This window comes from Mycoplasmopsis arginini (genome assembly GCF_900660725.1).
Classification (GTDB): Bacteria; Bacillota_I; Bacilli_A; order Mycoplasmatales; family Metamycoplasmataceae; genus Metamycoplasma; species Metamycoplasma arginini.
Genome location: NZ_LR215044.1, coordinates 359,981 through 386,732 on the forward strand (window position 1 = coordinate 359,981; position 26,752 = coordinate 386,732).

Genomic DNA, 26,752 nt, shown 5'->3' on the forward strand with positions numbered 1-26,752 from the left:
TAGCCTAATGTATTTTTAATTATTTTTTAACTCATTTTTCAATTTGTTCTTTAGTTCCATAAATTCAATGATTTTCATCAACTTGGAAGTTTTCAGGAATATTTGGGAACTGTTGTTCATAAATATAATCTAAGTTAAATGAGACATTTTGGAATTTTTCGTTAGCATTTGAAATTTTTGGAATTGCTTTGAATAAATTGATTGTATATGGATGTAATGGATTATTGTAAATGGCTTCAGTAACACCACTTTCAACTATTTTACCTAAGTGCATAATTTGAACATTATCAGCAACATATTCAATCATACTCAAATCATGAGCAATAAAGATTAACCCAATGTTCTTTTGAACACATAAGTCTTTTAATAAGTTAACAACTTGCGCTTGGATAGAAATATCTAGCGATGCAATTGGCTCATCAGCGACAATAACTTTAGGTTCGGTTATTAAAGCTCTAGCAATAACAATACGTTGTAATTGTCCACCACTAAATTCATGTGGATAACGATAAGCAAATTGTTTTAATAGACCCACATCTTCAAGTGAACGATAGATAATCATTTTATATAAAAGTTCAGAAATTAAATATTTAGCAAATGGGAAAGAGATTTTATAATCAAAGAAGTTAAATCTCTTTGCTCATTTTTGAGTTTCAACATTAACATTTTCATCATTTTTCTTATTTAGATTTAGTTCTACTCATTTATAGTCAATACCTAATAGTAAATAAATGTGTTTAATGTCTCTTTTTAAATAATCTCTTTCAATGTTAAATGATTTTAAAGTATCTTCTTTTAAAGCAATATCAGAATTATACATTTTAATTACAGTATCTTCATCTTTCTTAATTTGTTTAATTCTTTCATTAATACGTTTTAAATCTTTTTTAATTTTTTCTAATTTTTCTTTATCTTTATTTTCTTTTAAAGTAACTTCAACTTTAGTTTTTCGCTTGTTTAATTCCTCAATTTTATCTTGATATTGTTTCTTAACAAAATTATTAAATTCAATTTTATATTTTTCATATAAATTGTTGCATTTTTCTTGTTCAGAAACTAGACGTAAATATTCTTGTTTTTCGTTATTAATTTGTTGATATAAATCATCAATTAATTTTTTATAATCAACTAAAAATCTCGAACGTCCTTGAAGATAAATATCGTGAGCAGATTTTAATTTTTGATGTTCTTCTGCAAGTTGTTCTTTAGAATATTCTGGAGTTTCTTTTATTTTTAATAAATTTCTTAATGCAGAAATTTGTTTATCTAATTCAAATAATTCTTTTTCAAATTTTGCTTCATTTGCTTCAGAAATTTTTGTGTATTTTGTAAAGTTAAAATTAAATTTTTCTTTTAAAGTTGTAATAATTTCTTGACGCATTGTTTTTGAATATTCAATTTTAGCTAACTCATTTTCATAGAAATTCTTAACATAATTTTCTAGTTCTTTAACTAATTCTTTAACATCTTCATATTCCAAAAGAGTTAATGAATTACGAAGATTTTTTAATGTTGAAATTCTAGCCTTAAATAAATACTCGTTTTTTAAGTTATATAGATAAAAATCTAAATCTGTTGACATCAATCTTGCAATATTTACTAATCCTTTTTCGTGTTTATTTTCAACTTGGAAGTTAGCAAAAGTATTTCTTGATTCAGTAGTTTTTTGTTTATGATTTTTAACTAATTCTTTTCTTTCTGATAACAATTTTACTAATTGATTTTTAATTTCTAGTTGCTTAATTGATCATTTACTTAATTTTTTAATCTCTTCATAATCAGCTAATGCATTCTCGTACGATAACTCTTCAGGACTCAAGTCTTTTTCACGGTATTTTTTTTGCATTTCATAATAAAAATTAATTAATGAAGATGCATTTGAATACATATTGTTAATAATCATACTTTCCATTTTTTGCTTTTCTTCTAAGTAAGCATAAAATGATGAAAAGTTATCTTCACGACTTAAATCATTATCAAATTTAAAATCATTAAAAATGTTTTTTCATTTAGTAAAAAATGGTTCTGCTAAACGATTTATTTCTTGATAGTTTTGTAACTCCAATTTCATAGCTTGAATTTGGAATGTATATTTAAATGTTTTCTTAACGTCTAATCAATCCTTAAAAATATCATTAATTTTATGTTTCATTATGCCATTAACTAATAGAGGTTCTTTTAAAATAGTATAAATATTTTGTTGGCTATTTAATGAAGCATGAGGATCTTGGAAGATCATTTGCACATTCTTACGTAAATATTTTTTTAATGAGTAACTAATGTTTTTACCTGAAATAATTTTATCTTCTAGTCTAACAAATCCATTGTAATCATCATACAATCTTAAAATTGTACGACCAACTGTGGTTTTTCCTGAACCTGATTCCCCAATAAGACCGACAATTTCTCCTTCGTGAACATCAAAAGATACACCATCAACTGCTTTGTTAATGATACCTTGGTTAACAAAATATTTTTTAAGATTATCAATTGATAATATAACTTTTCTATCTTTTTTATTTGTCATTTTGGAATGCCTTTTTAAATAAATCTAAACGTTTTTGTAAATCTTTTGAAAGTTCAATTTTTGGTGCTTCTGGACTTAATAGTCATGTAGCTGCCGCGTGAGTTTGAGTAATTGGAATTAAAGGTGGTTCTTTGATAAAATCAATTTCTAAAGCGTAATCATTACGAGGTGCAAAAGGATCACCGACTGGTAGGTTTGCCATGTCAGGTGGAGTTCCTTTGATGTTGTATAATTTTTCATCTTTCGATTCAGGAATAGCTGAAATAAGAGCTCAAGTATAAGGGTGAGCAGGTCTTGTAAAAATTTCTTCTTTCAAACCTTTTTCAACAATTCTTCCTGCATACATAACATAAATAAAGTCACAGAATTTAGCAATAACAGAAATGTTATGACTAATTAAAATAATTGAAATACCCATTTTTTGTCTAATTTCTTCAAATAATGCAAGAACACTAGCTTGAACAGTTGGGTCAAGAGCAGTAGTTGGCTCATCAGCAATTATTAAATCTGGTTTTAAAGCAACAACCATGGTAATAACAATTCTTTGTTTCATACCACCTGATAATGTATGCGGATAAGCACTAAAAATCTTATCAACATTTCTTAAACCAAAAGTAGATAGTAAACCTAATAAATACTCTTTCTTTTCGGTATAGGTTTTATCCATTCAATCAACGTTGTTATTTAAAGCATCTAATAATTGTTTTCCAATTGTTCTAGTTGGGTTTAGCGAAGTTAGTGGATCTTGAGGGATGTATCCAATTTTTTGTCCACGAACAAGTTGTCAATATTTTTCTTTTTTAAGAATATTGCTTAATTCTAAATCGCCAATTTGAATTTTGTCAGCACTTACAAGTCCGTTTTCATTAACATTAATTAATGTTTTTGAAGTAACAGACTTACCAGATCCAGATTCACCTACTAAACCGACAATTTGGCCACGATAAACATCTAAGTCGACGCCACGAACAATATGAATTGTTTTCTTTCTTCCAACAGGGAAACTAACATGAAGATTTCTTACTTCTAATAATTTATTATCTTCTAAAACTTCCTGAGATTGAATTTTTGAAAATAAATGTCCTCTTTTTTGTGCAGTTTTAGATTTTTTTGAAATTTTAATTTTTAAATTCTTTTTTACTTTATTTAATTCTTTATCTGCCATGACTATTTTTTCTTTCCTTTACTCATAACTCTTGGATCAAGTGCATCGTGAATTCCAAGTGCCATAAAGTTTAATGATAATGATAAGAATAATAAGATTAAAGTTGGAAGTAAGATTATTCAAATGTTTTGTCCTGCTTCTGATGCTGACTCAATTAAGATTTGTCCTAAGTTTGTATCATTTCCAGTTTTAAAGAATCCTAGGAATGCTAATGATGCAACTCATAGAATTACACCAGGAACGTTTTTAACGAATGAGTTTGCAATCTTACCAATAATTGCTGGTAATGCGTGAACAAAGATTTGTCTTGAAGAAGAAGCACCAATAGCTTTTGCTGCGGTAATATATTCTTCGTTCTTAACTGTAATTACATACATTCTAGTTAATCCAACAAATAATGGTCATCCTGCTACCGACATTGCTAATATTAATGAAATTTGGTTTGTTCCAAAAATACCAACAAAGATTAAAATTCAAATAATTGTAGGAGGTGAGTTGAAAATATCAATTAATCTCATAATTAATGTATCAATTAATTTTCCAGCATAGAAACCTAAAATAGCTCCTAATGTAACTCCAAAAATTGCTTGAATAATAGTTGTAATAATAGCAATTTGGATACCTCTTCATGTTGCATATCAAGTTGTAACTCAAATATCATATCCCGTACTTGAGGTACCTAAAAGAGTTTTTAGATACGGAATTTGTGGCAAGATTTCTCCTTGCACATATTCATTGGTTAAGGTAATACCTTCTTTTTGAGCATTATGAAGTAACTCATTTAAAACACCGGCTCTAAATAAATGATAAGCATTATAACTTATAAATAATTGACCTTGATCATTTGCATAAACATTAGTTGTGTTTAAGTAGAATGAGAATCATTGATTTCATAATTGTTGATCAGCTTCGGATAGTTTTGAAATATCTGACTTTAGGTTAAAATAAAATTTAAAAATAGGGTCGGTATTGGTTCCTGCCTTAATTACAATCGGGCTGTACATTGGTGGCAATGATTCAATAAATGTATATTGATTAATTGGTTGGTTTGGTGGATATGGCGAAACACTTTTTGCTGGGATAATTAATGAAGCTAGTAAAATAAAAGTAAATACTAATAATGAAACTACGACAACTGGGTTTGAAAAGAATCTTTTTGTAATTTCGATTCACATTTTCTTAGGTCTACCTGCAATCGAAGAAGTTTGAACTTTATCTTTTTCTGAAATAAAACCAAACTTTTTAGATAGTTCAGAACTAATTTTATATTGCTTATTAAAATCTTTAATCTGGTTTTCTAAATTATTTTCCATTTTTTTGTTCTAACCTACCTTTCTTATGATTGTTGACCTAATTGATTTTGTTTTTCTAATTGACGTTTTAAATATAAATCTTTTTCTAATTTTCTTCTTTCTAAAAATGCTTTAAAAAATAGTCAGTAATTTTTCTTATTTTTTGCAGCATATGTTATTTTAGGGTCTAAAACAGCAAACATTACGTCAACAAAGATTGATGAAGCTAAAGCTAAACCAGTAAAGAAAATTGTTGAGAACATAATGATGTTAATTTCACCTGTTGGGAATGATCTAGCAATAACTTGGCTAGTTCCAGGAACATCTCAGTATTTTTCAATAATAATTGATCCTGATAATAATCCTAAAAATGAACCAAATAATAAGCTAAATAATGGAATAGAAATATTTCTTAAAACGTATTTAAAGAAAATTTGTGTTGGTTTTAAACCTTTAGTTTTAGCAATTAAAACATAGTTTGATGTTAAAACTGTAATAACTTGGTTTCTTGTGTAACTTACATACACAGCCATGGATGTTAAAGTAATAATTAACACTGGTGGTAAGTAAGAAATAAATAATTCTCCAAATGATGGTTCCAGAGCATCTCTTGGAACGGTAGTTGGAATACCGATTTTTAGTGAAATAGTAATTAGAATTGGTGCTAAAACGAATGAAGGAACGGCAACGAATATCAAGACAAATAAGTTAGCTCCTGAATCGAATAACTTACCTCTTTTATATCCAGCAAATACTCCAATCGTAATTCCACTTATCGAACTCACAATAAATGCCGGTAAGGTAATTCTAATTGAATATTTTAAAGGTGTAAAGAATAATAGTTGAATATTTGTATATTCTGAAGGACTCGGGTTGTTTTCTTTATTAATGATAAAGCCAAAATCTCCTGAAAAGACATTTCCTATGTATATGAAATATCTAACAAAAATAGGAATTGGAGTACCATCTGCATATCTTAGCCCAAAAATTATTTCATTTTCGAGTATTAATTCTTCATATGTATGTTTATTTTTAGGGTTAGCAAGCTCTTTTTCAACAATAGCTTTTATCGGACTCTGTCCAAATACACTAACTAAAATAAATACAACAAAAGTTATAATAAATAATGTAAGAATAGCAAATGCTATTCTTTGTGTTATATATTTAAACATTTATGCCTAATTGTTTTTAATTTTTCAATCCGAGAATATTGAAACACCAGTTACACTTTCGTCTGGAACGATAAATTTCTTTTCAACTAATGATTGACCAAATTCATTTCTTTGTTTAAATGTGTTAAATGTAAAGTTAACGTTAAAGAATGAAGTTAATTCTTCCATTAATCCAATTGCGTATTCATTTGTTTTTTCATGGATGTAGTTTAATCAGAATTCTGCTGTTCAAGCATATGCTTCTGTTTCGTGTTTTCCTTCGGGAGCTACTCAAGGTTTTGGTTTTCCTTCAGCAGTTCTTTCTAAAGTATAGAATCCTTTTTCATTTTTCTTAAATTCATAGTTGGCAGTATATGGTAGACGTTGTGATTTAAATCTGTTTTCTACTAAATGTAATTCATCAAAAGGAACTGAACCAACTCATTCATGAGTAGGTTTTTTTGAATATTCAACAATATCTTTTGCCAATTTATATAGTTTTGGATAGTTTTCTTTGATTAGTTTATTTTTATCATTTGCATCATTTGCAGCTATTCATGTTAATGTTGGAATAAAGTTAGCTCCTCATGATAAACCATCATATCCTGAACCTATTGAGTCATAGTCATATGATCAAGCAACAAATTCTGTTCCGTTTGCTCCACCAGTTCTATAGTTATCAAATTTAGGGTCATCTTTATTATCAGTACTAAATACTGTAATTGCTAATCTTGGGTTTAATTCTTTGAATGTTTGAACAATATTAGCAAATGCTACTTTGTATCCAGCTGGAATATTTACATATGGGAAAGCATATTCAAATTCGAAATTTTGTCCTGCTAATGTAGGATTTTCTTTATCAAATTCTGCAATTAAAGCAGCTAATTGTTCTTTAATTAATTCAAATCCTGCCGATTTTAATTTTTCTGTTTTTGTTGATAAGTTTTTAGCAGCTTCTTCGTTTTCTGAAGGACTTAATTCCTTTCCTAAAGAACCACCAAAATCAATTTTTCCAGATCCATCTGCTTTAAGTGCAAATAGTGAGTTAATTCTTTCTCTAACATCACCAGGTGTTTTAAATTTTGAACTCGATTGATCACTTCCACCAATTGCAGATCCGTCAGCTACTTTAGCGATTCATGCGAAAGCTTGACCATTAGTTGCTTGTGAAGCTAATTCATCTCAGTTAATTGCGGCATTTAGTAGTGATCTAAAAATTAAACCTTTTCCTGAAATATATGAAGCTGGATCATTTGTACCAGTTTTAAGTTCTTCTCTTGTTGATCCATAAACTAATTTTGCATAAGCATCATTAAATCCATAGAATGAAACATTTTGACCTGTTGGGATTGGTTTAATGAATGGTTGACTAAAGTTACGGTAGTATGGGCTTTTTTTATTAACCACTTTTGTGTATCTTAAGCCGTATTTAACAGCATCGTTTAATATTTCAGCACGTTGGTTTTCTTTTAATTGGCTAAATGAAATTTGTGATAATTTACCTTGTTTATATTTATCAAAAACTCTTTTTGCAAAAGTATCAACATCTAAACCTTGGTTGTAAATATTAACAATTTGTTCAATTGTATTTTTACTTTCAACAAATGCTTTGTCATAGTAGTTTTTATTTTTCTTTAAAACTAATTCTTGTCCTTTTTGAGGTGCTATGTAGTAAGCTCCACTATATAATGTGTTTTTTAAACTTACACCATATCAGTAAGCTCCAGAAATATAAGTTTTTGAAGTTTTATCTAAAGCTTTAATTTTTTCTACTAAAGCAGTAGTTTTATCTGTTTGTGTACCGATATAGTTATAAATTGGGTAATTCCCTGTTTGATTTGCTTCATCAATATATTCAGAAGGAGCGGGAGCAAATGTGTAATCTTGTAAAATTGATTTGCTAAAGAATTCATTAAAGTTTGCTGTTTCTTTACCTTCGATTTTTTCAAATGTTACAGCTTCTTCTTCGCCGACTTTTTGAATAAATTGATTTTCTACTGAGAATTTTTTATGATCTATTCCAAATAAAGTAAATAAATAATCATTTGAGTAGTTTTCTTTATCAGTAAAAGCCACTGATGAAGGATCAGATAATGCTTCAGCTGCTTGTTTATCTAATTCTTCTGATCCACCGTTTTCAATTCTGTATGATTGATTTACAGATAAAGTTCTTAGTCATGAATAGTAGAAGTCTTTTGCTTTGATTTCATATTTTGTAGCTTCACCTTGTTCATTTGTTCAATGAACACCCCGACGAACAACAAATTGTAATTTTTTAGCAGTTTTTAATTTTGATTCAAAGTTAGCACTGTTAATTGATTTTTCGTTATTTGATTTTAATTCTACAGAAGGTGAAGTGTAGTATTGTACTCCATTTTCTTGGGCATTTGCGGGGGTCTTAACTTCAGCTTCATCAGAATCAAAAGTTGTAACAGTTCCATTATTATCTGTAACAACAACTGCACTCGCTAAAGCTAAACTTCTTTTTGTTCAGGTTGGATTAATAATATATCTTTTTGTATCCTTCACATTGCCAGATTCATCAACGATAACTTTACTTTGAACTTCAGGTTCACCAATGCTTTCAATTCTTACTAAACCAACTGATGTATGTTGGGTTGTAGAAGTTGAAATGAACGATCCATATGATCTAGAAGCATCGTGTAAAAATGCTTGTGGATTATATGGTGAACTATATTCAAATACGTATTTATTTTTTGCTTCTGGATCTTTACATGCTACAGCAAGCAGGGGAACTGCTCCGGCTAGTAAAGATAAAGAAGATAATCATATTTTGTTTGATTTTTTCATTTTAATCTCCATACTTTTTTATAATTACATAAAGTTATTTATTTTTTTATTTTTAGTTCAATTATTCTTTAAACTTTAAACTGATTTATTAATATTTATTAATAAATAACTCTATGAAATTACAAAAATAATTATAAATTATTTTTAGTTTTTTTAGTAGTTTTAGCCTAAAAACGATAATTTTTTTTTAATGTTTTTAGACCTTTTTTATATTAAAAATTGATATTTTTTGTAATCTTTTTTATCTTTTTTTAGTGTATTTTTTTAAGAAATTATTTAAAATTTTGGCTTTTATTTAATCTTTTTGTAATTAATTTATACTATTTTTATAAACAAAATTTGCTTATTTTTTAAATTATGAACCTCTAAAAGCCATAATTCTAGCTGAGTAGATATTATTAAAATATGAGTATACCTTATTATTTTCAATTATATTTAAATTATATTTATTAGTTAAATGAATGAGTTTCATTATAAATTCCTCCAAGAATAATATTTTTATTAAATGAATAGTTGCCTTCCATCTTAATAATATCCTTGATGAAATTAATAATTTCCATAGCGAAAAATGCAGCCTTTGAAGCTGAGAACATATTTGTACATGAAGATTTTCTTAATAAATTTATGTTCATCATTTTTCCTTTATGCAATTATTTTAGCAATTTTTTGAATTTTTTTTGAAAATAAAATGATTTTTTTAATTTTTTTTGCCAATTTTAATTAAATTTATATAAAAAAATAATTATTTCTTAAGAATATCAAACATTTTTTCGTTAATCTGGAATAAATAATGTATAATTTTATTAGTTCAATTTATCATATTTTGTGTATGAAAGTTGGATTAACATAGTTAATGTCTTATCCGAGCTTACAAGCTTATTTCACTGAATAATTTAAATCAAGGTCTGAGGAGCTTGATTTTTGCGTTTTTTATGATAAAATTTTATTTATGAATTTAAAAACAAAGAAAATTATTTTTAATGAAGATAAAGATAATATTAAATGAGATATTTATTTTATGTCTTTAGCAAAACTAAGCGCTCTTAGATCAAAAGACCCTACAACAAAGGTTGGAGCGTGCATTGTAAGCCCAAATAACTACGTTATTTCATTAGGATATAATGGAATGCCCACGAGCTTTAATAACGCAGAAGTAAATAACGATGAAGCCTTTCCATGAAATCGTCCTGAAAACGCAGATGATGTATTACATTCAAAATATACTTATGTGGTACACGCTGAGGCCAATGCAATTATTAATGCTAATTTAACGAATTCTAAAATCGAACCAGGTTCATCTATTTTTGTTACTCATTCTCCATGTTATCACTGTGCAAAACTTATTGTTCAATCAAAAATTTCTAAGGTTTATTACGCTAATGAATACAAACCTGAAGCCGATGATTTTAAAGCTTCGTTGAAAATCTTTAATACTTTTGGAATAAAATTAATTCACATTGAAAAAGATTTTGATCTTGATTTTAAAATAAAAGATTAATTTTAAAAAAAATAAAAATAAAAAAAGAGCGTTTGCTCTTTTAATTTTATCGTTCTCTGAAAACTGAATATCGATTATCTTTTAGATTACTTCTATAGAATCACTATTAAACCAATCAATTTATTAGTACTGGTCAGCTGAATACATTACTGTACTTACACCTCCAGCCTATCAACCTCATAGTCTATAAGGAATTTAATAGGGAATACTCATCTTTGAGGGGGCTTCCCGCTTAGATGCTTTCAGCGGTTATCCCTGCCGTACTTGGCTACCCAGCTATGCTCCTGGCGGAACAACTGGCACACCATCGGTACGTCCACTCCGGTCCTCTCGTACTAAGAGTAGCTCTCATCAATATTCCAACGCCCACATCAGATAGGAACCAAACTGTCTCACGACGTTTTGAACCCAGCTCGCGTACCGCTTTAATGGGCGAACAGCCCAACCCTTGGAACCGACTCCAGCTCCAGGATGCGATGAGCCGACATCGAGGTGCCAAACCTTCCCGTCGATGTGATCTCTTGGGAAAGATAAGCCTGTTATCCCCGGGGTAGCTTTTATCCGTTGAGCGACGGCCTTTCCACGAAGAACCGCCGGATCACTAAGTCCTGCTTTCGCACCTGCTCGACTTGTAGGTCTCACAGTCAATCACACTTCTACCTTTATGCTCTTTGATACGGTTTCTGACCGTATTGAGTGTAACTTTGAACGCCTCCGTTACCCTTTAGGAGGCGACCGCCCCAGTCAAACTACCCACCACACACTGTCCTCTTACCAGATCATGGTAACAAGTTAGAAGTTCAACGTAACAAGGGTGGTATTTCAACGTCGACTCCACTTGAACTAGCGTTCAAGCATCATAGTCTCCCACCTATCCTACACAAGTTAAATCAAACTCCAATATGAAGTTATAGTAAAGCTCCACGGGGTCTTTTCGTCTAGATGCGGGTCTCCGGCGTCTTCGCCGGAACCATAATTTCACCGAGTCCAATGTCGAGACAGTTAAGAGATAATTACTCCTTTCGTGCAGGTCAGTATTTAGCCGACAAGGAATTTCGCTACCTTAGGACCGTTATAGTTACGGCCGCCGTTCACCCGGGCTTCACATCAATGCTTCGCTAAAGCTAACACCTTTGCTTAACCTTCGGGCACTGGGCAGGAGTCACCCCATATACATCGTCTTACGACTTAGCATAGAGCTGTGTTTTTGATAAACAGTTCCCCCTTACTATTCACTGCGGCCCACTTTTTAGGGTGGGCATCCCTTCTTGCGAACTTACGGGATGAATTTGCAGAGTTCCTTGACATTGGTTTTCTCGCTCGCCTTAGAATACTCATCTTGGGGACGTGTGTCCGTTCTCGGTACGGGTTTCCATAAACTATATGTTAGAAGCTTTTTTAAGAGGTATGGAATCATCCAATTCGCTACTTAGTTGCCCTTTCACTATGCATCATAGCTTCCGGTTAAGTTATGCGGATTTGCCTACATAACCCAGTCACTATTTACCCCACAATCCAATAAGTGGTAGTGCTATCCTCCCCCGTCACTCCATCACATTTATAGAAAGTACAGGAATATTAACCTGTTGTCCATCGGCTACGCCTTTCGGCCTCGTCTTAGGACCCGACTAACCCTGGGTGGACGAACCTTGCCCAGGAAACCTTCCCCAATAGGCGTCAGAGATTCTCACTCTGAATCGTTACTCATACCGGCATTCTCACTTGTAAGCGCTCCACCAGTCTTCACAGTCTGGCTTCAATGCCCTTACAACGCTCTCCTAACGCATTTTCATGCCCGTAGCTTCGGTATTGTGTTTTAGTCCCGTTGAATTATCGGCACAGAGTCTCTCGACTAGTGAGCTATTACGCACTCTTTAAACGATGGCTGCTTCTAAGCCAACATCCTAGCTGTTTAAGAAACTCCACAACCTTTCTCACTTAACACAATTTTGGGACCTTAGCTGACGATCTGGGTTGTTCCCCTCGCGTGCATCGACGTTATCACCGATGTACCGACTGCATAGCAATTCATGATAGTATTCGGAGTTTGATTATAGTCAGTACAGCTAGGCGCCGCCATTCCATATTCAGTGCTCTACCCCCATCACTTAACACTACACGCTAGCCCTAAAGCTATTTCGGAGAGAACCAGCTATCTCCAAGTTCGATTGGAATTTCACCCCTACCCACAAGTCATCCGGGCACTTTTTAGCGTACTACGGTTCGGTCCTCCACTTAGTGTTACCTAAGTTTCAACCTGCTCATGGGTAGATCACCTGGTTTCGGGTCTATATCAACATACTAAGCGCCCTATTAAGACTCGATTTCTCTACGGCTTCGCTTTAATCCACTTAACCTCGCATGTTGACATAACTCGCCGGTCCATTCTGCAAGATGTACGCCATCACCCATTAACGGGCTCTGACTAACTGTAAGTAATTGGTTTCAGAATCTATTTCACTCCCCTCCCGGGGTTCTTTTCACCTTTCCCTCACGGTACTAGTTCACTATCGGTGTCTGGTTAGTATTTAGCCTTACCGGGTGGTCCCGGCAAATTCAGACAGGGTTTCACGTGCCCCGCCCTACTCAGGATACTACAAAGAGATCTACACATTTCGCTTACGGGAATTTCACCCTCTATGTTTAAGCATTCCAACTTATTCTGCTATATGTAAATTTTGTAACTCTAAAATGTAGTCCTATAACCCCAACAACGAATGTTGGTTTGGGCTCTTCCCCGTTCGCTCGCCACTACTGAGGGAATCATTCTTTATTTTCTCTTCCTGCTGCTACTGAGATGTTTCAATTCACAGCGTGTCTCTTCATTCGACTATGTATTCATCGATATGATAATTGAGGATTAGCTCAATTAGGTTTCCCCATTCGGAAATCCCCGGATCACAGCTCATTTCCAGCTAACCGAGGCTTATCGCAGGTAATCACGTCCTTCATCGACTTCCAGACCCAAGGCATCCACCAAAAACTCTTATCTTGTTTAATAGTAGTATAAGACCTATTGTTTGTCTATTGTATGATATATTCTATAGGTTGATCTAAACTTTGAAATATTAATAAATTTAATTTTTCAATGTCGATATTCAGTTTTCAAAGAACAAATTGAGAGATAGGTCTCTCAAAACTGGATACAAATAATTTTTCCATAACATTTATGTACTCCGTATGAAAGGAGGTGATCCATCCCCACGTTCTCGTAGGGATACCTTGTTACGACTTCACCCCAGTCACCAGTCCTACCTTAGGCGGTCGCCTCCGAGGTTAGCTAACCGACTTTGGGTATTACCAGCTCCCATGGTGTGACGGGCGGTGTGTACAAGACCCGAAAACGTATTCACCGCAGCGTAGCTGATCTGCGATTACTAGCGATTCCGACTTCATGGAGTCGAATTGCAGACTCCAATCCGAACTGAGATCGGCTTTTTGAGATTTGCTCCATGTCGCCATATTGCTTCTCTTTGTACCGACCATTGTAGCACGTGTGTTGCCCCACTCGTAAGAGGCATGATGATTTGACGTCATCCCCACCTTCCTCCCAGTTACCCAGGCAGTATCTCTAGAGTCCTCGACATGACTCGTTAGTAACTAAAGATAGGGGTTGCGCTCGTTGCAGGACTTGACCAAACATCTCACGACACGAGCTGACGACAACCATGCACCATCTGTCACTCCGTTAACCTCCGCTATATCTCTATAGCATTGCGAAGGATGTCAAGAGTGGGTAAGGTTCTCCGCGTATCTTCAAATTAAACCACATGCTCCACCGCTTGTGCGGGTCCCCGTCAATTCCTTTAAGTTTCACTCTTGCGAGCATACTACTCAGGCGGATCATTTAATGCGTTAGCTGCGTCAGTGAACTCTCCACCGACTAATGATCATCGTTTACGGCGTGGACTACCAGGGTATCTAATCCTGTTTGCTCCCCACGCTTTCGTCCCTCAGCGTCAGTATAGACCCAGTAAGCTGCCTTCGCCTTTGGTGTTCTTCCATATATCTACGCATTTCACCGCTTCACATGGAATTCCGCTTACCTCTATCTAACTCTAGTTTACCAGTATCCAAAGCGAGCCAGGGTTGAGCCCTGGGATTTGACTCCAGACTTAATAAACAGCCTACGAACGCTTTACGCCCAATAATTCCGGATAACGCTTGCGACCTATGTATTACCGCGGCTGCTGGCACATAGTTAGCCATCGCTTTCTGACAGGGTACCGTCAGCCTGGAAGCATTTCCTCAACCAGGTGTTCTTTCCCTATAACAGCACTTTACAATCCGAAGACCTTCATCGTGCACGCTGTGTCGCTCCATCAAGCTTTCGCTCATTGTGGAATATTCCCTACTGCTGCCTCCCGTAGGAGTTTGGGCCGTATCTCAGTCCCAATGTGGCCGTTCAGTCTCTCGACCCGGCTAAACATCATAGTCTTGGTAGGCCATTACCCTACCAACTAACTAATGTTCCGCACCCTCATCCTCTAGCGGAGCTTTAAAGGCTCCTTTCACAACGGAATCATGCGATTCCATGCGTATCCGGCATTAGCCAATGTTTCCATTGGGTATTCCAATCTAAAGGGTAGATTAAGCACGTGTTACTCACCCATTCGCCGCTAGGTTCAAAAGAACCTCGCTCGACATGCATGTATTAGGCACACAGCCAGCGTTCATCCTGAGCCAGGATCAAACTCTTAAAATTTGATTTGGTTATTATATGTTATTTAAAATTAAAATTGACGTTATGGTATTCGTATCCAGTTTTCAAAGAACTATCAATAGTATAAAAACTATTAGCAGCAAAAAATGCTACATTTAGTATTATACGCTTTTTTATTTTTTTTATTAAAAATTTTTATTTTTTTAACAAAATCTTTTTAACCTTGGGAACAAAGATGTTTTTCTAGTTAAGAAGCCTTATTATTATATATAAAAAACAAGAAAATTATTAATTTTTTTTCAAGCGTTTTTTTACTGTCGATTTTTGGGTGAATTTTTGGATTAAAAAATAATATTATTATAAAAAAATAACAGGCTTTTAAACCTGTTACCTTAAAGCTAAATTATTTAATTTTATCGTTAATAGCGTTTTTAAGAACTTTTTCTTCTTTATAAAATCCACAATATTTACATGCTTGGTGAGGAATGATTGATTGTTTACAGTGTTTACATTCTACTAATGTTACAGCTGTTAATGCATGATGACTTCTTCTTAAATTTTTTCTTTGTTTTGAAGTTTTTCTCTTTGGAACTATAGCCATTTTACTTTTCTCCTAACTTTTATACTAATTTAATAATTGCCATTTTTGCATTGTCACCAGCACGATTGTTAATTTTAACAATTCTTGTGTATCCACCGTTTCTTTCTGCATATTTTGGTGCTAATACATCAAATAAATATTGTAATGAGTCTTTATTTTCCACTTTTGAAGGAATAAGTCTTAAAAATTTAGCTGCTTGTCTACGAGTTGCAAGGGTGTTTTTCTTTCCTAAAGTAATCATTTTTTCAGCGTTTGATCTAATTCTTTTTGCTCTTTCTAAAGTTGTTTTAACTTGTCCATTTACTAATAAATCTGTAACTAAAGATCTTTCTACATGGTTTCATCATTCTGTATTTCTACGAAATACTTGTTTTGGGTTAGCCATTATTCTTCTCCCTCTTCTGAATTATTTAATTGGTCTAATGATTCTATTATGAAATTATCTGATTGGCCATCGTCATAACCAATTCTTTCTTTTCATTCATTTCTTTTTTCAATAATATCTTGAATTGATTTTTTACCCAAGTTTTTAATATTAGATAATTCTTCGTCGCTTAAGCCTAAAACTTCTTCTACAGTATTATATTTAGCTCTTCTTAAAGCATTTTCAGATCTTACAGATAAACCTAATTTAGTAATTGGAGTTGTAGACTTAATTTCTCTTTCTTTCTTTTCTTTATTTTCTTCAAATAATTCGATAGTTTCTAAAGCGTTAATATTTCCGATAATTTGGAAATGTGCAACAATGATTTTTGCTGCCTGTTCGATTGCTTCTTTAGCACTAACTGTGCAATCTGTTTCGATTTTAATTTTTAATCTTTCTTCAATTAATTTTGAAGAGCTATTTAGTTCTTCAAAAGAAATTGCACATTTTTTCACAGGGCTAAAATCACTATCCATTGCTAAAAATTGACCATTTTTAATTGAAGATTCTAGTCTTGAACCATATTGACTAATAACGTTTTTGTTTTCTTCAAAATCGATAAAGCCACGGCCTTTTCTTAAAAATAAATCAAATTCTAAACTTCCGCCTTTAGCGATGTTAGCAATATATTGATCTTTATTAACAATTTCTAACCCACTAACTTCAGGAATATCTGAGGCAAAAATTTCGCCTTCTTTATTTGTTTTAAATGAAATTTTTGCTAAGTTTTCTTTTTCAAAAATTTCTTCATTATAAACGAAACGAATATTTCTAATATTTCTAACTAAGGTAATAGCATCTTCTTTTAAACCGCTAATTGTTTGAAATTCATGTTCAACATTATTAATTTTAATTGCAAAAGGAGCAACTGATGTAATTGAAGAAAGTAATGTTCTTCTTAAAACAGTTCCCATTGTATTTGCATATCCACGAGCTAAAGGCTCGATAACAAACGTTGTATTAAAATCATTAACTTTTTCAGCGACCAATTCTTTATAAGTTATTTTTTGAATTTTTTCCATAATATCCTCTTTTATTATTTTCCTAATTTAATTATTTTTCTCTTTTAAGAATTTTCTTTGGAGGACGAGTACCATTGTGAGGTGTAGGGGTTACATCTTTAACATCTTTAATTGTAAATCCACTTGTTTCAATTTGTTTACGAGCTGTTGATTTTCCTGGACCAACACCTTTAACTAAAATTGATACTTCTTTTAAACCAAATTCTTTAGCTTTTTCTACTGCAGCAGCAGCTGCTAAACCAGCAGCATATGGGGTTTTCTTTTTAGTACCTTTATATCCAATAGCTCCTGATGATGATCATGCAAAAACATTACCTTTTAAATCTGAAAAAGAAACAATTGTATTTTGGTATGTTGAGTGAATATGTGCAATACCTTGTGTAACAACTTTTTTATTTTTCTTAGCCATTATTATTTACCTTTCTTTCCAGCGATTGTCTTTCTAGGACCTTTTCTTGTTCTTGCATTTTTCTTTGTTGATTGACCTCTTACAGGTAATCCTTTTCTATGTCTAATACCACGGTATGATTTAATTTCCATTAATCTCTTAATGTTTAAGTTAATTTCTCTTTTTAAATCACCTTCGGTAGTATATTTTTTAGCTTCATCTCTGATACGTGTTAATTCTTCTTCTGTTAATTCTTTAACTCTTTTTTCCCCATCTACATTAGCATCAGCCAAAATTTGTTTAGCAATTGTTGGGCCAATACCAAAAATATAAGTTAGAGAAATACGAGCTTTTTTATTATTTGGAATTTCTATATTTAAAACTCTGGCCATTTCTTTTATCCTTGTCTTTGTTTATGTTTAGGGTTAATACAGATTACTCTATTAACACCATGTCTTTTAATTATTTTACAGTCTTTGCAAATACGTTTAATCGATGCTCTAACTTTCATAATTCTCCTTAAATTTATTTATGGCGAAAAACTATTCTACCTAATGTTAAATTAAAAGGACTGATTTCTACATCAACCATATCACCGGGAATAAGTTTGATATTATGTAATGACATTTTTCCAGAAATATAAGCTTTAATTTCTTGATCATTTTCTAGTAAAACATCATAATTTTTTGTTGAATGCATTTTGGTAACTTTACCAGTCATTTTAATAACTTCTTCTTTTTTTTCTTTTTTGTTTTTTCCCATTAAATGTTATCTCCTGATAATATGTAAGCTTCTCCATTGTCAATTAATACTGTTTGTTCATAATGCGCTGTATTATATCCTAATGGGTCCACTACTGTTCAATTATCTTTTTTTATCATTATTTTTTTAGATTTTTGTAAAATCATTGGTTCAATGCAAATTACCATACCATTTTTAATAATTGGTCCACTATTTGGAATTCCGTCATTTGAAATAAGTGGATCTTCGTGTAATTCTCGTCCTATTCCATGGCCACAAAACTCATCAGGAGTATAGTAACCTTTTTGACGAATATAATTTCCAATAGCAGCTGAAATGTCTCCAATTCTCTTACCAACTTTAATTGCATTAAAACCAGCATAAAAAGCGTCTTTTGCTACTTGAATTAATTCCTTATCTTTTTCAGTAATATTACCAACACCTTTAGTAAACGCTGAGTCAGAATAATATCCTTCTCAAATTACTCCAGTGTCAATTTTAACAATGTCACCATCTTTAACAACATAATCAGATGGAATTCCATGAATTAATTCCTCATTTACTGAGATACAGCAAGTACCAGGAAAACCATATTGTCCTAAGAAAGCGGGTTTTCCTCCTCTTTTTTTAATTTCTTTAAAAGCGACGCTATCAATTTCTTTTAAAGAAACGCCTGGACTTATGAAGTCTCAAAGAATTTTTTTAACTTCTGCCAAGATTGCGCAAGCTTTTTTGATTTTTTGAATTTCAATTTGATTTTTAATTCTTATCATTGTAAAGCCTTCTTAACATCCTCAAACACTTTATTTAATTCTTGATAACTATTGATTTCTAAAACAAGACCTTTGTTTTTATAAAAATCAATTAAACATTTTGTTTGATCGTTATAAATCGCAAGACGTTTTAATATTACTTCTTCTTCATCATCAGCTCTTTTGACAACTTCAGTATGACATTTTATACAGAATTTATCATCTAACGGAGGAAATGATTCTAAATGATAAATTGTTTTACATAAAGGACAAATTCTTCGTTTTGATAAACGTTCAATAATTTGCTCATTTGTAATTTTTAATAAAATCACTTTGTCAATAATAATTCCTTTTTCTTTCAAATTATCCAAAAACTCAGCTTGATCTATTGTTCTTGGAAAACCATCTAAAATAAATGGAATTTCTTTTTCTACTAATTCAGTTAATTTTTTTTCTACTAATTGATTAGTAATATCATTATCAACATATTTACCTGAATCTAATATGTTTTTAATTTTTAATCCTAACTCGGTTTTATTCTTTATTTCTTGACGAAACATATCGCCTGTTGATAATTGAAAATATCCAAAGTTTTGAACAATCAAGTTAGCAACAGAACCTTTACCAGCGCCTGGGGGTCCGATAAAAATTAAGTTAGGTTTTTTGCTTTGACATTTTGCTTCATGATTACAACAACATTCTTTTATCATATTAAATCTTCTTCCTCTCCATATACTTCTTTTAATTCTTTAATCATACGTCTTCTTCTAGCAAGTTCTTGTGATTTATATCTTGCCTGAATTTGTTGAACAGTTTCAGTAGCTGTTGAAACAAGAATCATAATTGAAGTTCCACCAAATGCTATTGGTGCTGGCATTCCAAACATTTGTTGTATAAATTGTAATGCCCCTAAAATTATTAAATATCCAGCTGAGAAAAATGATAATCTTAAAACTGTATTTAATAAATAGTTTTCAGTTTGTTCACCTGGTCTAATTCCAGGAATGAATGTACTGCTTTTTGCAAAATCTTCACTAATCTTATCAATTTTAGATTGTTGAATACCCATTAAAATTGTTAGTCCAAATGTAATAATAACAAATAAGAAAAATCCTAATGGTTGAGTTAATTGAAGATTTGAATAAACTCATTGGTAGTATCTGCTTGTATCAGGATTAAATAACCCAGCAATCATTGTTGGAACTGAAAGTACCATCATTGAAAAAATTACTGACATAATTCCGGCTGGATTAGCTTTAATTGGTAGATAGCTTAATTCTTTTTCGGTTTTTGATAAACCTGCTCCAACTTGTTGAATTGGAATTCTTCTTTCTGCTAAAGTAAATACTGTAACTACAAATATTACTAAAGAATAAGCAAGTAAATAAACTACAAAATTTAATGTTTCTTTTAAAACAACCGAGTTGTTATTTTTTATTGAAGGCATGTAGTATTCAAATGCATGTCTAAAAGTAGGAATTAAAGAACTAGCGATACCTACAAAAATAATTAAGCTTGTTCCATTTCCGACTCCCTTATTTGTTATTTGTTCAGATAAGAAAAGTGAGAAGAAAGAACCTGCTACTAATAATAATGGAAGAATAATTCATTGGTAAGCAAAAGTGCCTTTTTCACCTAATGATTTAACAATATTATCTGAAAATCTAATTCCAAAGTTATCTGTTGGATTTAGTAATGCTCTTGTTATTAATATTGCTTGAAATATTGCAAAAAAGAGCGTTGCAGTATAAGTAATAAAATTAATCTTTATTCTTCCAAGTGGACCTGATTGACTTAATCGATAAATCGCTGGAAATGCTTTTGTTTGTAAAATCATCATTACCAGTGATGAAGAAATAAATGGTCCGATCCCTAAAGCAACGATGGAGAATCTTCGTAATCCTCCACCACCTACTAAGTTTAAAATGCCAAAGAAATCACCTTGATTCAATTTATCTTGATGTGCTAATTCAACACCTGGTAGTGTAATTGTACCAGCTGCTAAGAAAAGGGCAATAATGAAAAGAGTAAACAAGATCTTTTTAAAAAGACCATGGTTTTTTCATCACTCTGATCAGGAGTTTCTCTTTTGGGCAAAAAACTTGTCAATAGCTAATTTACGTTCAAGTCTTTTGTTGTACATTTCCTTTTCTACTTTTGATTTTTTAGCCATTATTGAACCTCGATTTTTCCTCCGACTTTTTCAATAGCTTCTCTAGCTGATTGTGAAAGAGTAGGAATTGTAACTGTTAATTTTTTAGTTAAAGTTCCTCTTCCTAAAATTTTAACAGGTAATTGACCTTTAATTAGGTTTTTAGCTGCTAATGTTTCATATGAAACAACTTCGTTGTTAGCAAATCTTTCTTCTAATGAAGATAGGTTCACTACTTGATATTCAACGTGGTTTACATTATTAAATCCACGTTTTGGGATTCTTCTGAATAGTGGTAATTGTCCACCTTCAAAACCTAGTCTAACTGTACTTCTTTTTGTTTGTCCACTTTGTCCTCTACCAGCTTGTTTACCTTTACCAGCTGCATGCCCACGACCTACACGATGTTTTTCTTTACGAGCACCAGGTGTTGCTTTTAATGTGTGTAATTTCATAATAACAATCTCCTTATTAATTATTTAGCTAATAAATGTTTTACATCAATGTCACGTAATTTAGCAATTTCTTCAACAGTTTTAACTTTTTTAAGTGCATTTACAGTTGCGTGAACAATATTTTGTTTAGTTCTTGAGCCATATGTTTTAGATGAAATATCAGTATAACCAGCTAATTCAACTACAGCACGAACGGTGTTTGAGGCAATAATACCAGTACCTTTAGGAGCTGGACGTAATTGTACTTTTGAAGCTAGGAATTTTTCTTTAATTTCGTGTGGAATAGTTCCATTTACAACTGGAACATTAAATACGTTCTTTTGTGCATCTTTAACTGCTTTTTTAATTGCGTCTTGAACTTCATTTGCTTTTCCATGTCCGAAACCAACTTTACCTTTTTTATCTCCAACAACAACATATGCTGAGAATGAGAATCTTCTTCCACCTTTAACAACAGTTGTAACTCTGGCGATATCAATAACTTTTTCTTCAAATAATTTTACTGCTGGAGCAGCGTTAAATTGTTTTTTGTGAGTAAAGGTTCTTCTTTCACCTGTTGGTTTAGAATTTTCTTTAACTTCTGGTTTTTTAACTGCAGAAACAACTTTAGTTTCTTTAGCTACTTCAGTATTTTCTTTCTTTAATTCTTCAGCCATTAGAATTTAATCCCTTCTTCTCTTAATGTGTCAGCAAAAGCTGCTAATTTACCATGGTAAATGTAACCTGAACGGTCAAAAACAATTTCTAAAACTTTTGCTTCTTTTAATTTTAAAGCAAATTCTTTTGCTACTAATTTAACTGCTTCGATATTATTTCCTTTTTCTGCTAATTGTCTTGTTGAAAATGAAGCTAATGTTGTATGGGTTGTATCGTTAACTGCTTGAGCATAAAAGTTGTGTAATGATTTAAAAACAACTACACGTGGTCTTTGTGCTGTTCCTTTTGCTAATTTATTTGTAATTTTTAAATGTTTAGCTTTACGTCTTTCGTTTCTTGATAACATAATTTTTACCTATTTAAAACTACTTAGCAGCAGTTTTTCCTTCCTTACGTCTAATAACTTCATCTTTGTACATAATACCTTTACCAGAATATGGACTTGGACGTCTAATATCTCTTAAGTTTGCAGCAAATTCTCCAACAGCTTGTTTATCGATACCTGAAATAATGATGTTTGTTGGTTTTGGTACTTCTACTTTTAGATTTGAAGGTATTGATTTAACAACACTGTGTGAGTAACCAGCAATAACTTCAATATCATTTCCCTTTAGTGTTGCTTTGTAACCAACACCTTTGATTTCGATTTCTTTTTTGTAACCTTTTGAAACTCCGATTAGCATATTGCTAATATTTGCATTTGTTGTTCCGTGTAATTGTTTTGTAGTTTTGTCTTCATTGCTTCTTAAAGTTTTAATTTCGTTATTTTCAACAACAACTGAAATTAATGGTGAAAATGTATATTCTAATTGTCCTAAATTACCTTTAACAATAATATGGTTTTTTGATAATGATACTTCAACGCCAGCAGGAATTGATAAAACTCTTTTTCCGATTCTTGACATATTTTCGCCTTTATTTTAACTATCAGATGAAAGCAATAACTTCGCCACCTAAGTTAGCTTTTCTTGCTTCCTTGTCAGTTAATAAACCTTTTGAAGTTGAAATAATTGCTGTACCATATCCACTTAAAACACGAGGTAATTTATCAGCAGATGAATATACTTTTAAACCAGGTTTTGAAACTTTCTTAATATCTGTAATTGCAGATAAATTTTGATTCATTCCTTTGTATTTTAAAGTTATTTTAATTTCTTTGAAACCTTTTTCTGAAGTTGTAACTTCATAAGAAGTAATATATCCTTCTTTAGCGAAGATTTCTAAGATTTTTTCTTTTTTGTTTGAATGTGGAACAACTACTTCGTGATATTTTCTTGAAATAGAATTCTTAATTCTTACAAACATATCTGCTATTGGATCTGTAATAATAGCCATAATTATCAGCTCGCTTTCTTTACACCAGGAATTTTTCCTTCATGTGCTAATTCTCTAAAACAAATTCTACAAATTTTATATTTACGTAACACTGCGTGAACACGGCCACAAATTTGGCAACGTGTGTATTTTCTAACTGAAAATTTTGGTTCACGTTCAGCTTTAATCATTAATGCTTTTCTTGCCATACAAATTCTCCTTAATTGTTACCCTTTGCAAATGGAATTCCAAGTTTTTTCAATAATGAAAATGCTTCTTTATCTGAGTTTGCGCTTGTTACAAGGATAATATCCATACCTTTTAATTTACGAATCTTATCAAATGAAATTTCTGGGAAAATGATTTCTTCTTTAATACCGATGGCATAGTTTCCACGACCATCAAAACTTTTTAGACTTGTACCATTAAAGTCACGTACACGAGGTAAAGCAACGTTAATTAATTTTGTTAAAAATGATCACATTCTTTCACGTCTTAATGTTACTTTTCCACCCATTGGCATACCTTCACGTAATTTTCAAGAAGCCAATGATTTTTTAGCTACTGTTTGATATGGTTTTTGACCTGTAATTTGTGATAGTTCAACCATAACTTCTTCAATAGCTTTTGAGTTTGATACTTCATTTCCGGCTGTCATGTTAATAACAATTTTTTGTAAACGAGGAGCTTGCATTACTGATGAATAACCGAATTCTTTTACAAGTTCTGGACGAACTGATTCTAAATATTTCTTTTCTAATTCTAATTTAGCCATAATAATTTCTCCTTTTTACTATATAACCTTATTAACTTTTTTCATAACTCTTTGTTTTTTACCGGTTTTAGCATCAACTTTGAATCCAATTTTTGTTCCAATTGATTTTTGCCCTTGTGCACCTTTTTTAGCTAAGTATGCAACGTTTGAAACGTGGATTGGGAATTCTTTCTTTTCAATTTTTCCTTCTGTGTTTTCTTGAGAAGGTTTGTGGTGTTTAGTTTTCATGTTAACTTCTTTTAGAACAACGGTTTGTTTTTTAACATCTGTTGATAAAACTGAAGCAAATTTTCCTTTTTCTTTACCTGAAATAACTAAAACAATATCATTTTTTCTAATTTTAGCTTGAGACATAATTATAAAACCTCCGGAGCTAATGAAATTATTTTTAAATATCCTTTTTCACGTAATTCTCTAGCTACTGGACCAAATACCCGAGTACCTCTCATAGTACCATCTTCTTTAATTAAAACTACAGCATTGTCATCAAATCTAATGTATGAACCATTATCTCTAGCAATACCTCTTTTTGTTCTAACAATAACAGCTTTTAAAACTTGACCTTCTTTTACAACACCATTAGGAATTGCTTTTTTAACAGTTACAACTACTACATCACCGATGTTTGTGCTTCTTACGATTGAACCGCCTAAGTTCTTAATAATCATAACTTCTTTAGCACCTGAGTTGTCAGCTACATTACATCTAGAAAATTCACTAAGCATTTTCATTTCCTCCAATAGCGTGTGATTTGATTTCAACTAATCTAAAGTGTTTAGTTTTTGAAAGTGGTCTTGTTTCTTGGATTTCAACAACATCTCCAATTTTTGCTTCATTTTTTTCATCATGAACAGCAAATTTCTTAGAAACTTTGAAACGTTTTGAATATAATGGGTGTTTTTCATATGTTTCAACCATAACAGTAATAGTTTTTTCGTTTTTAGTACTAATTACGGTTCCAACAAGTTTTTTACGACGGTTTTCTCTAACAACTTGTTCCATTATTTATCTCCTTCTTCTTTTTTAGCATTTAAAGCGGTTAATGTTCTAGCAATATCTTTTTTAACTAAATTAATTTTGTGTGTTTGGTCTAATTGACGAGTTGCATTTTTAAAACGTAATGAAAATAATTCTGCTTTTAATTCAGCTAATAAATTTGTTAATTCTTCAACTGATTTTTTCTTTAACTCAACGTATGACATAATTATTTTTCTCCTTCTGTTTCAAGTGCAACTTCTTTAGCAACTATTTTTCAAGTAACTGGTAATTTGTGACCACCTAATCTTAAAGCATCTTTCATAGTATCTACTTGGTTACCCATAACTTCAAACATTACAGTTCCTTCTTTAACAACTGCAAATCATTGATCTGGACTACCTTTACCAGAACCCATACGTACACCGATAGGTTTAGATGTTTTTGACATATGTGGGAATATTTTAATAATAACTTTACCTTCACGACCCATACGACGAGTAATCGCAATACGGGCAGCTTCGATTTGTCTTGCACTAATTCATGCTGATGATGTTGATTTTAAACCAAATTCACCAAATGAAACAGTGTTATTTCTATGTGCTTTAGTTTTGTCATGACGGATACGGAACATTTTTCTATGTTTAGTTCTCTTTGGTTGAAGCATGTTTTTCACCGCCCTTTCTGATAGTTCTAGGTCTTCTTTCAGTTCTATTTGATTCTAATGCACTAACTTGTGCTTTACCATTTTCTAAAATTTCACCTAAAGAAACTCAAACTTTAATACCTAAAATACCGTATGTTGTTTTTGCTCTAGCTACAGCATAATCAACATCTTGTCTTAAAGTATGTAATTTCATTTCTCCTTCGGTGTATCCTTCTGTTCTAGCCATATCAACACCATTTAAACGACCAGACACTGAGGTTTTAATACCTTTTGCTCCAGCTTTCATAGCACTTTTAATAGCAAATTTTTGTGCTAATCTGAAGCTTCCACGGTTTTCTAATTTAACTGCAATTCCTTCTGCTAGTAATCTAGCATTTAAATCTGGATTTTTTAATTCGATTACGTCAATTGCAATATTTAAGTTTTTATTTTTTAGTTCTTTTTTAAGAGCTAATGTTAATGCTTTGATGTTATCGCCGTTTGTTCCTAATAATGCAGCAGGTTTAGCTGTAAAAACATAAACAATAACGTTTCCATTTTGATTTCTCTTAATTTGAACATTTCCGATTAAATATTCACGAACTCTCTTATCAAAGAAATCATAAATCTTTTGATCTTCTAGTAATAAGTTAGCAAAATTTTCTTTATCTGAATATCAAATAGTGTTATGTGGTTTTGTAACACCAAAACGGAATCCATTTGGATTAACTTTTTGACCCATA

At 31.8% G+C, this 26,752-nt stretch carries 30 protein-coding genes and 2 rRNA genes; 1 reads left to right on the forward strand and 31 read right to left on the reverse strand.

Annotated features, from left to right (window positions below):
* Positions 1–19: 19 nt before the first annotated feature.
* From EXC38_RS03615 to EXC38_RS01665, 6 genes are all read right to left on the reverse strand, one after another.
* The gene (locus EXC38_RS03615; RefSeq protein ID WP_129694609.1) at positions 20–2,527 is read right to left on the reverse strand and encodes an ATP-binding cassette domain-containing protein; all 2,508 of its coding nucleotides are present in this window, start codon (positions 2,525–2,527) and stop codon (positions 20–22) included.
* Positions 2,517–3,692 (reverse strand): ABC transporter ATP-binding protein, encoded by a 1,176-nt coding sequence (locus EXC38_RS01645; RefSeq protein ID WP_004414522.1) that lies wholly within the window; start codon positions 3,690–3,692, stop codon positions 2,517–2,519. Before EXC38_RS01645 ends, EXC38_RS03615 begins: the two co-directional genes overlap by 11 nt.
* 2 nt (positions 3,693–3,694) lie before the next feature.
* Positions 3,695–5,005, reverse strand: coding sequence for an ABC transporter permease (locus EXC38_RS01650; protein WP_004414519.1), 1,311 nt, complete (start codon positions 5,003–5,005; stop codon positions 3,695–3,697).
* Positions 5,006–5,028: 23 nt separating this feature from the next.
* Entirely contained in the window at positions 5,029–6,156 is a 1,128-nt protein-coding gene (locus EXC38_RS01655) for an ABC transporter permease (protein WP_129694610.1), read from the reverse strand.
* Positions 6,157–6,162: 6 nt separating this feature from the next.
* Positions 6,163–8,946, reverse strand: coding sequence for an OppA family ABC transporter substrate-binding lipoprotein (locus tag EXC38_RS01660; RefSeq protein ID WP_129694611.1), 2,784 nt, complete (start codon positions 8,944–8,946; stop codon positions 6,163–6,165).
* A 449-nt stretch (positions 8,947–9,395) separates the two neighbouring features.
* Entirely contained in the window at positions 9,396–9,578 is a 183-nt protein-coding gene (locus tag EXC38_RS01665) for a hypothetical protein (RefSeq protein ID WP_040543494.1), read from the reverse strand.
* Positions 9,579–9,895: 317 nt separating this feature from the next.
* Between EXC38_RS01665 and EXC38_RS01670 the strand changes: the two genes are divergently transcribed.
* Positions 9,896–10,444 (forward strand): deoxycytidylate deaminase, encoded by a 549-nt coding sequence (locus EXC38_RS01670; protein WP_223213794.1) that lies wholly within the window; start codon positions 9,896–9,898, stop codon positions 10,442–10,444.
* A 102-nt stretch (positions 10,445–10,546) separates the two neighbouring features.
* Here EXC38_RS01670 and EXC38_RS01675 read toward each other — a convergent pair.
* The 25 genes from EXC38_RS01675 to rpsC all read right to left on the reverse strand — a co-directional run bounded on the left by EXC38_RS01675 (position 10,547) and on the right by rpsC (position 26,751).
* Positions 10,547–13,445, reverse strand: a 23S ribosomal RNA gene (locus EXC38_RS01675).
* A gap of 182 nt (positions 13,446–13,627) precedes the next feature.
* Positions 13,628–15,149 (reverse strand): 16S ribosomal RNA (locus EXC38_RS01680).
* The 16S and 23S rRNA genes sit together here, the layout of an rRNA operon.
* A gap of 361 nt (positions 15,150–15,510) precedes the next feature.
* On the reverse strand, positions 15,511–15,708 hold the full coding sequence (gene rpmF, locus EXC38_RS01685; protein WP_004416971.1) for a 50S ribosomal protein L32: 198 nt from the start codon (positions 15,706–15,708) through the stop codon (positions 15,511–15,513).
* Positions 15,709–15,727: 19 nt separating this feature from the next.
* The gene (gene rplQ, locus EXC38_RS01690) at positions 15,728–16,093 is read right to left on the reverse strand and encodes a 50S ribosomal protein L17 (RefSeq protein ID WP_060823286.1); all 366 of its coding nucleotides are present in this window, start codon (positions 16,091–16,093) and stop codon (positions 15,728–15,730) included.
* Entirely contained in the window at positions 16,093–17,154 is a 1,062-nt protein-coding gene (locus tag EXC38_RS01695) for a DNA-directed RNA polymerase subunit alpha (protein ID WP_004416975.1), read from the reverse strand. Before EXC38_RS01695 ends, rplQ begins: the two co-directional genes overlap by 1 nt.
* Positions 17,155–17,185: 31 nt before the next feature.
* On the reverse strand, positions 17,186–17,563 hold the full coding sequence (gene rpsK / locus EXC38_RS01700) for a 30S ribosomal protein S11 (protein WP_004416977.1): 378 nt from the start codon (positions 17,561–17,563) through the stop codon (positions 17,186–17,188).
* A gap of 2 nt (positions 17,564–17,565) precedes the next feature.
* A complete protein-coding gene (rpsM, locus tag EXC38_RS01705; protein ID WP_004416979.1) occupies positions 17,566–17,934 on the reverse strand; it encodes a 30S ribosomal protein S13 in 369 nt (122 codons plus the stop codon).
* A 5-nt stretch (positions 17,935–17,939) separates the two neighbouring features.
* The gene (gene rpmJ / locus EXC38_RS01710; RefSeq protein ID WP_002881082.1) at positions 17,940–18,053 is read right to left on the reverse strand and encodes a 50S ribosomal protein L36; all 114 of its coding nucleotides are present in this window, start codon (positions 18,051–18,053) and stop codon (positions 17,940–17,942) included.
* Between the two features lie 14 nt (positions 18,054–18,067).
* Positions 18,068–18,304 carry a translation initiation factor IF-1 gene (infA, locus tag EXC38_RS01715; RefSeq protein ID WP_004416983.1) on the reverse strand — a complete coding sequence of 79 codons (237 nt, stop codon included), beginning with the start codon at positions 18,302–18,304 and terminating at the stop codon, positions 18,068–18,070.
* Positions 18,304–19,056 carry a type I methionyl aminopeptidase gene (gene map, locus EXC38_RS01720; protein ID WP_004416986.1) on the reverse strand — a complete coding sequence of 251 codons (753 nt, stop codon included), beginning with the start codon at positions 19,054–19,056 and terminating at the stop codon, positions 18,304–18,306. The genes infA and map overlap by 1 nt, the downstream gene beginning before the upstream one ends.
* Positions 19,050–19,745 carry an adenylate kinase gene (locus EXC38_RS01725; protein ID WP_129694612.1) on the reverse strand — a complete coding sequence of 232 codons (696 nt, stop codon included), beginning with the start codon at positions 19,743–19,745 and terminating at the stop codon, positions 19,050–19,052. The genes map and EXC38_RS01725 overlap by 7 nt, the downstream gene beginning before the upstream one ends.
* Complete coding sequence (gene secY / locus EXC38_RS01730; RefSeq protein WP_004416989.1) at positions 19,739–21,208, reverse strand: preprotein translocase subunit SecY; 1,470 nt, start codon at positions 21,206–21,208, stop codon at positions 19,739–19,741. The genes EXC38_RS01725 and secY overlap by 7 nt, the downstream gene beginning before the upstream one ends.
* Positions 21,208–21,642 carry a 50S ribosomal protein L15 gene (gene rplO, locus EXC38_RS01735; protein ID WP_004416992.1) on the reverse strand — a complete coding sequence of 145 codons (435 nt, stop codon included), beginning with the start codon at positions 21,640–21,642 and terminating at the stop codon, positions 21,208–21,210. Before rplO ends, secY begins: the two co-directional genes overlap by 1 nt.
* A 20-nt stretch (positions 21,643–21,662) precedes the next feature.
* Positions 21,663–22,298 carry a 30S ribosomal protein S5 gene (rpsE, locus tag EXC38_RS01740; protein WP_004416994.1) on the reverse strand — a complete coding sequence of 212 codons (636 nt, stop codon included), beginning with the start codon at positions 22,296–22,298 and terminating at the stop codon, positions 21,663–21,665.
* Positions 22,298–22,645: a 50S ribosomal protein L18 gene (gene rplR, locus EXC38_RS01745; RefSeq protein ID WP_129694613.1), complete on the reverse strand. Its 348-nt coding sequence runs from the start codon at positions 22,643–22,645 to the stop codon at positions 22,298–22,300. The genes rpsE and rplR overlap by 1 nt, the downstream gene beginning before the upstream one ends.
* A gap of 19 nt (positions 22,646–22,664) precedes the next feature.
* Complete coding sequence (rplF, locus tag EXC38_RS01750) at positions 22,665–23,204, reverse strand: 50S ribosomal protein L6 (RefSeq protein ID WP_057236241.1); 540 nt, start codon at positions 23,202–23,204, stop codon at positions 22,665–22,667.
* Positions 23,205–23,223: 19 nt separating this feature from the next.
* The gene (rpsH, locus tag EXC38_RS01755; RefSeq protein ID WP_004416999.1) at positions 23,224–23,634 is read right to left on the reverse strand and encodes a 30S ribosomal protein S8; all 411 of its coding nucleotides are present in this window, start codon (positions 23,632–23,634) and stop codon (positions 23,224–23,226) included.
* A gap of 2 nt (positions 23,635–23,636) precedes the next feature.
* Entirely contained in the window at positions 23,637–23,822 is a 186-nt protein-coding gene (locus EXC38_RS01760; protein ID WP_004417000.1) for a type Z 30S ribosomal protein S14, read from the reverse strand.
* 11 nt (positions 23,823–23,833) lie between these two features.
* Positions 23,834–24,388 (reverse strand): 50S ribosomal protein L5, encoded by a 555-nt coding sequence (rplE, locus tag EXC38_RS01765; protein ID WP_004417004.1) that lies wholly within the window; start codon positions 24,386–24,388, stop codon positions 23,834–23,836.
* Between the two features lie 18 nt (positions 24,389–24,406).
* Positions 24,407–24,742 carry a 50S ribosomal protein L24 gene (gene rplX / locus EXC38_RS01770; RefSeq protein ID WP_057247598.1) on the reverse strand — a complete coding sequence of 112 codons (336 nt, stop codon included), beginning with the start codon at positions 24,740–24,742 and terminating at the stop codon, positions 24,407–24,409.
* A gap of 2 nt (positions 24,743–24,744) precedes the next feature.
* On the reverse strand, positions 24,745–25,113 hold the full coding sequence (rplN, locus tag EXC38_RS01775) for a 50S ribosomal protein L14 (RefSeq protein ID WP_004417010.1): 369 nt from the start codon (positions 25,111–25,113) through the stop codon (positions 24,745–24,747).
* Positions 25,106–25,390 carry a 30S ribosomal protein S17 gene (gene rpsQ, locus EXC38_RS01780; RefSeq protein ID WP_004417011.1) on the reverse strand — a complete coding sequence of 95 codons (285 nt, stop codon included), beginning with the start codon at positions 25,388–25,390 and terminating at the stop codon, positions 25,106–25,108. The genes rplN and rpsQ overlap by 8 nt, the downstream gene beginning before the upstream one ends.
* Positions 25,390–25,590: a 50S ribosomal protein L29 gene (gene rpmC / locus EXC38_RS01785; protein ID WP_004417013.1), complete on the reverse strand. Its 201-nt coding sequence runs from the start codon at positions 25,588–25,590 to the stop codon at positions 25,390–25,392. The genes rpsQ and rpmC overlap by 1 nt, the downstream gene beginning before the upstream one ends.
* Before the next feature lie 2 nt (positions 25,591–25,592).
* Positions 25,593–26,030 (reverse strand): 50S ribosomal protein L16, encoded by a 438-nt coding sequence (gene rplP / locus EXC38_RS01790; protein ID WP_004417015.1) that lies wholly within the window; start codon positions 26,028–26,030, stop codon positions 25,593–25,595.
* On the reverse strand, positions 26,008–26,751 hold the full coding sequence (gene rpsC / locus EXC38_RS01795; RefSeq protein ID WP_060823290.1) for a 30S ribosomal protein S3: 744 nt from the start codon (positions 26,749–26,751) through the stop codon (positions 26,008–26,010). The genes rplP and rpsC overlap by 23 nt, the downstream gene beginning before the upstream one ends.
* Between the last annotated feature and the right edge of the window lies 1 nt (position 26,752).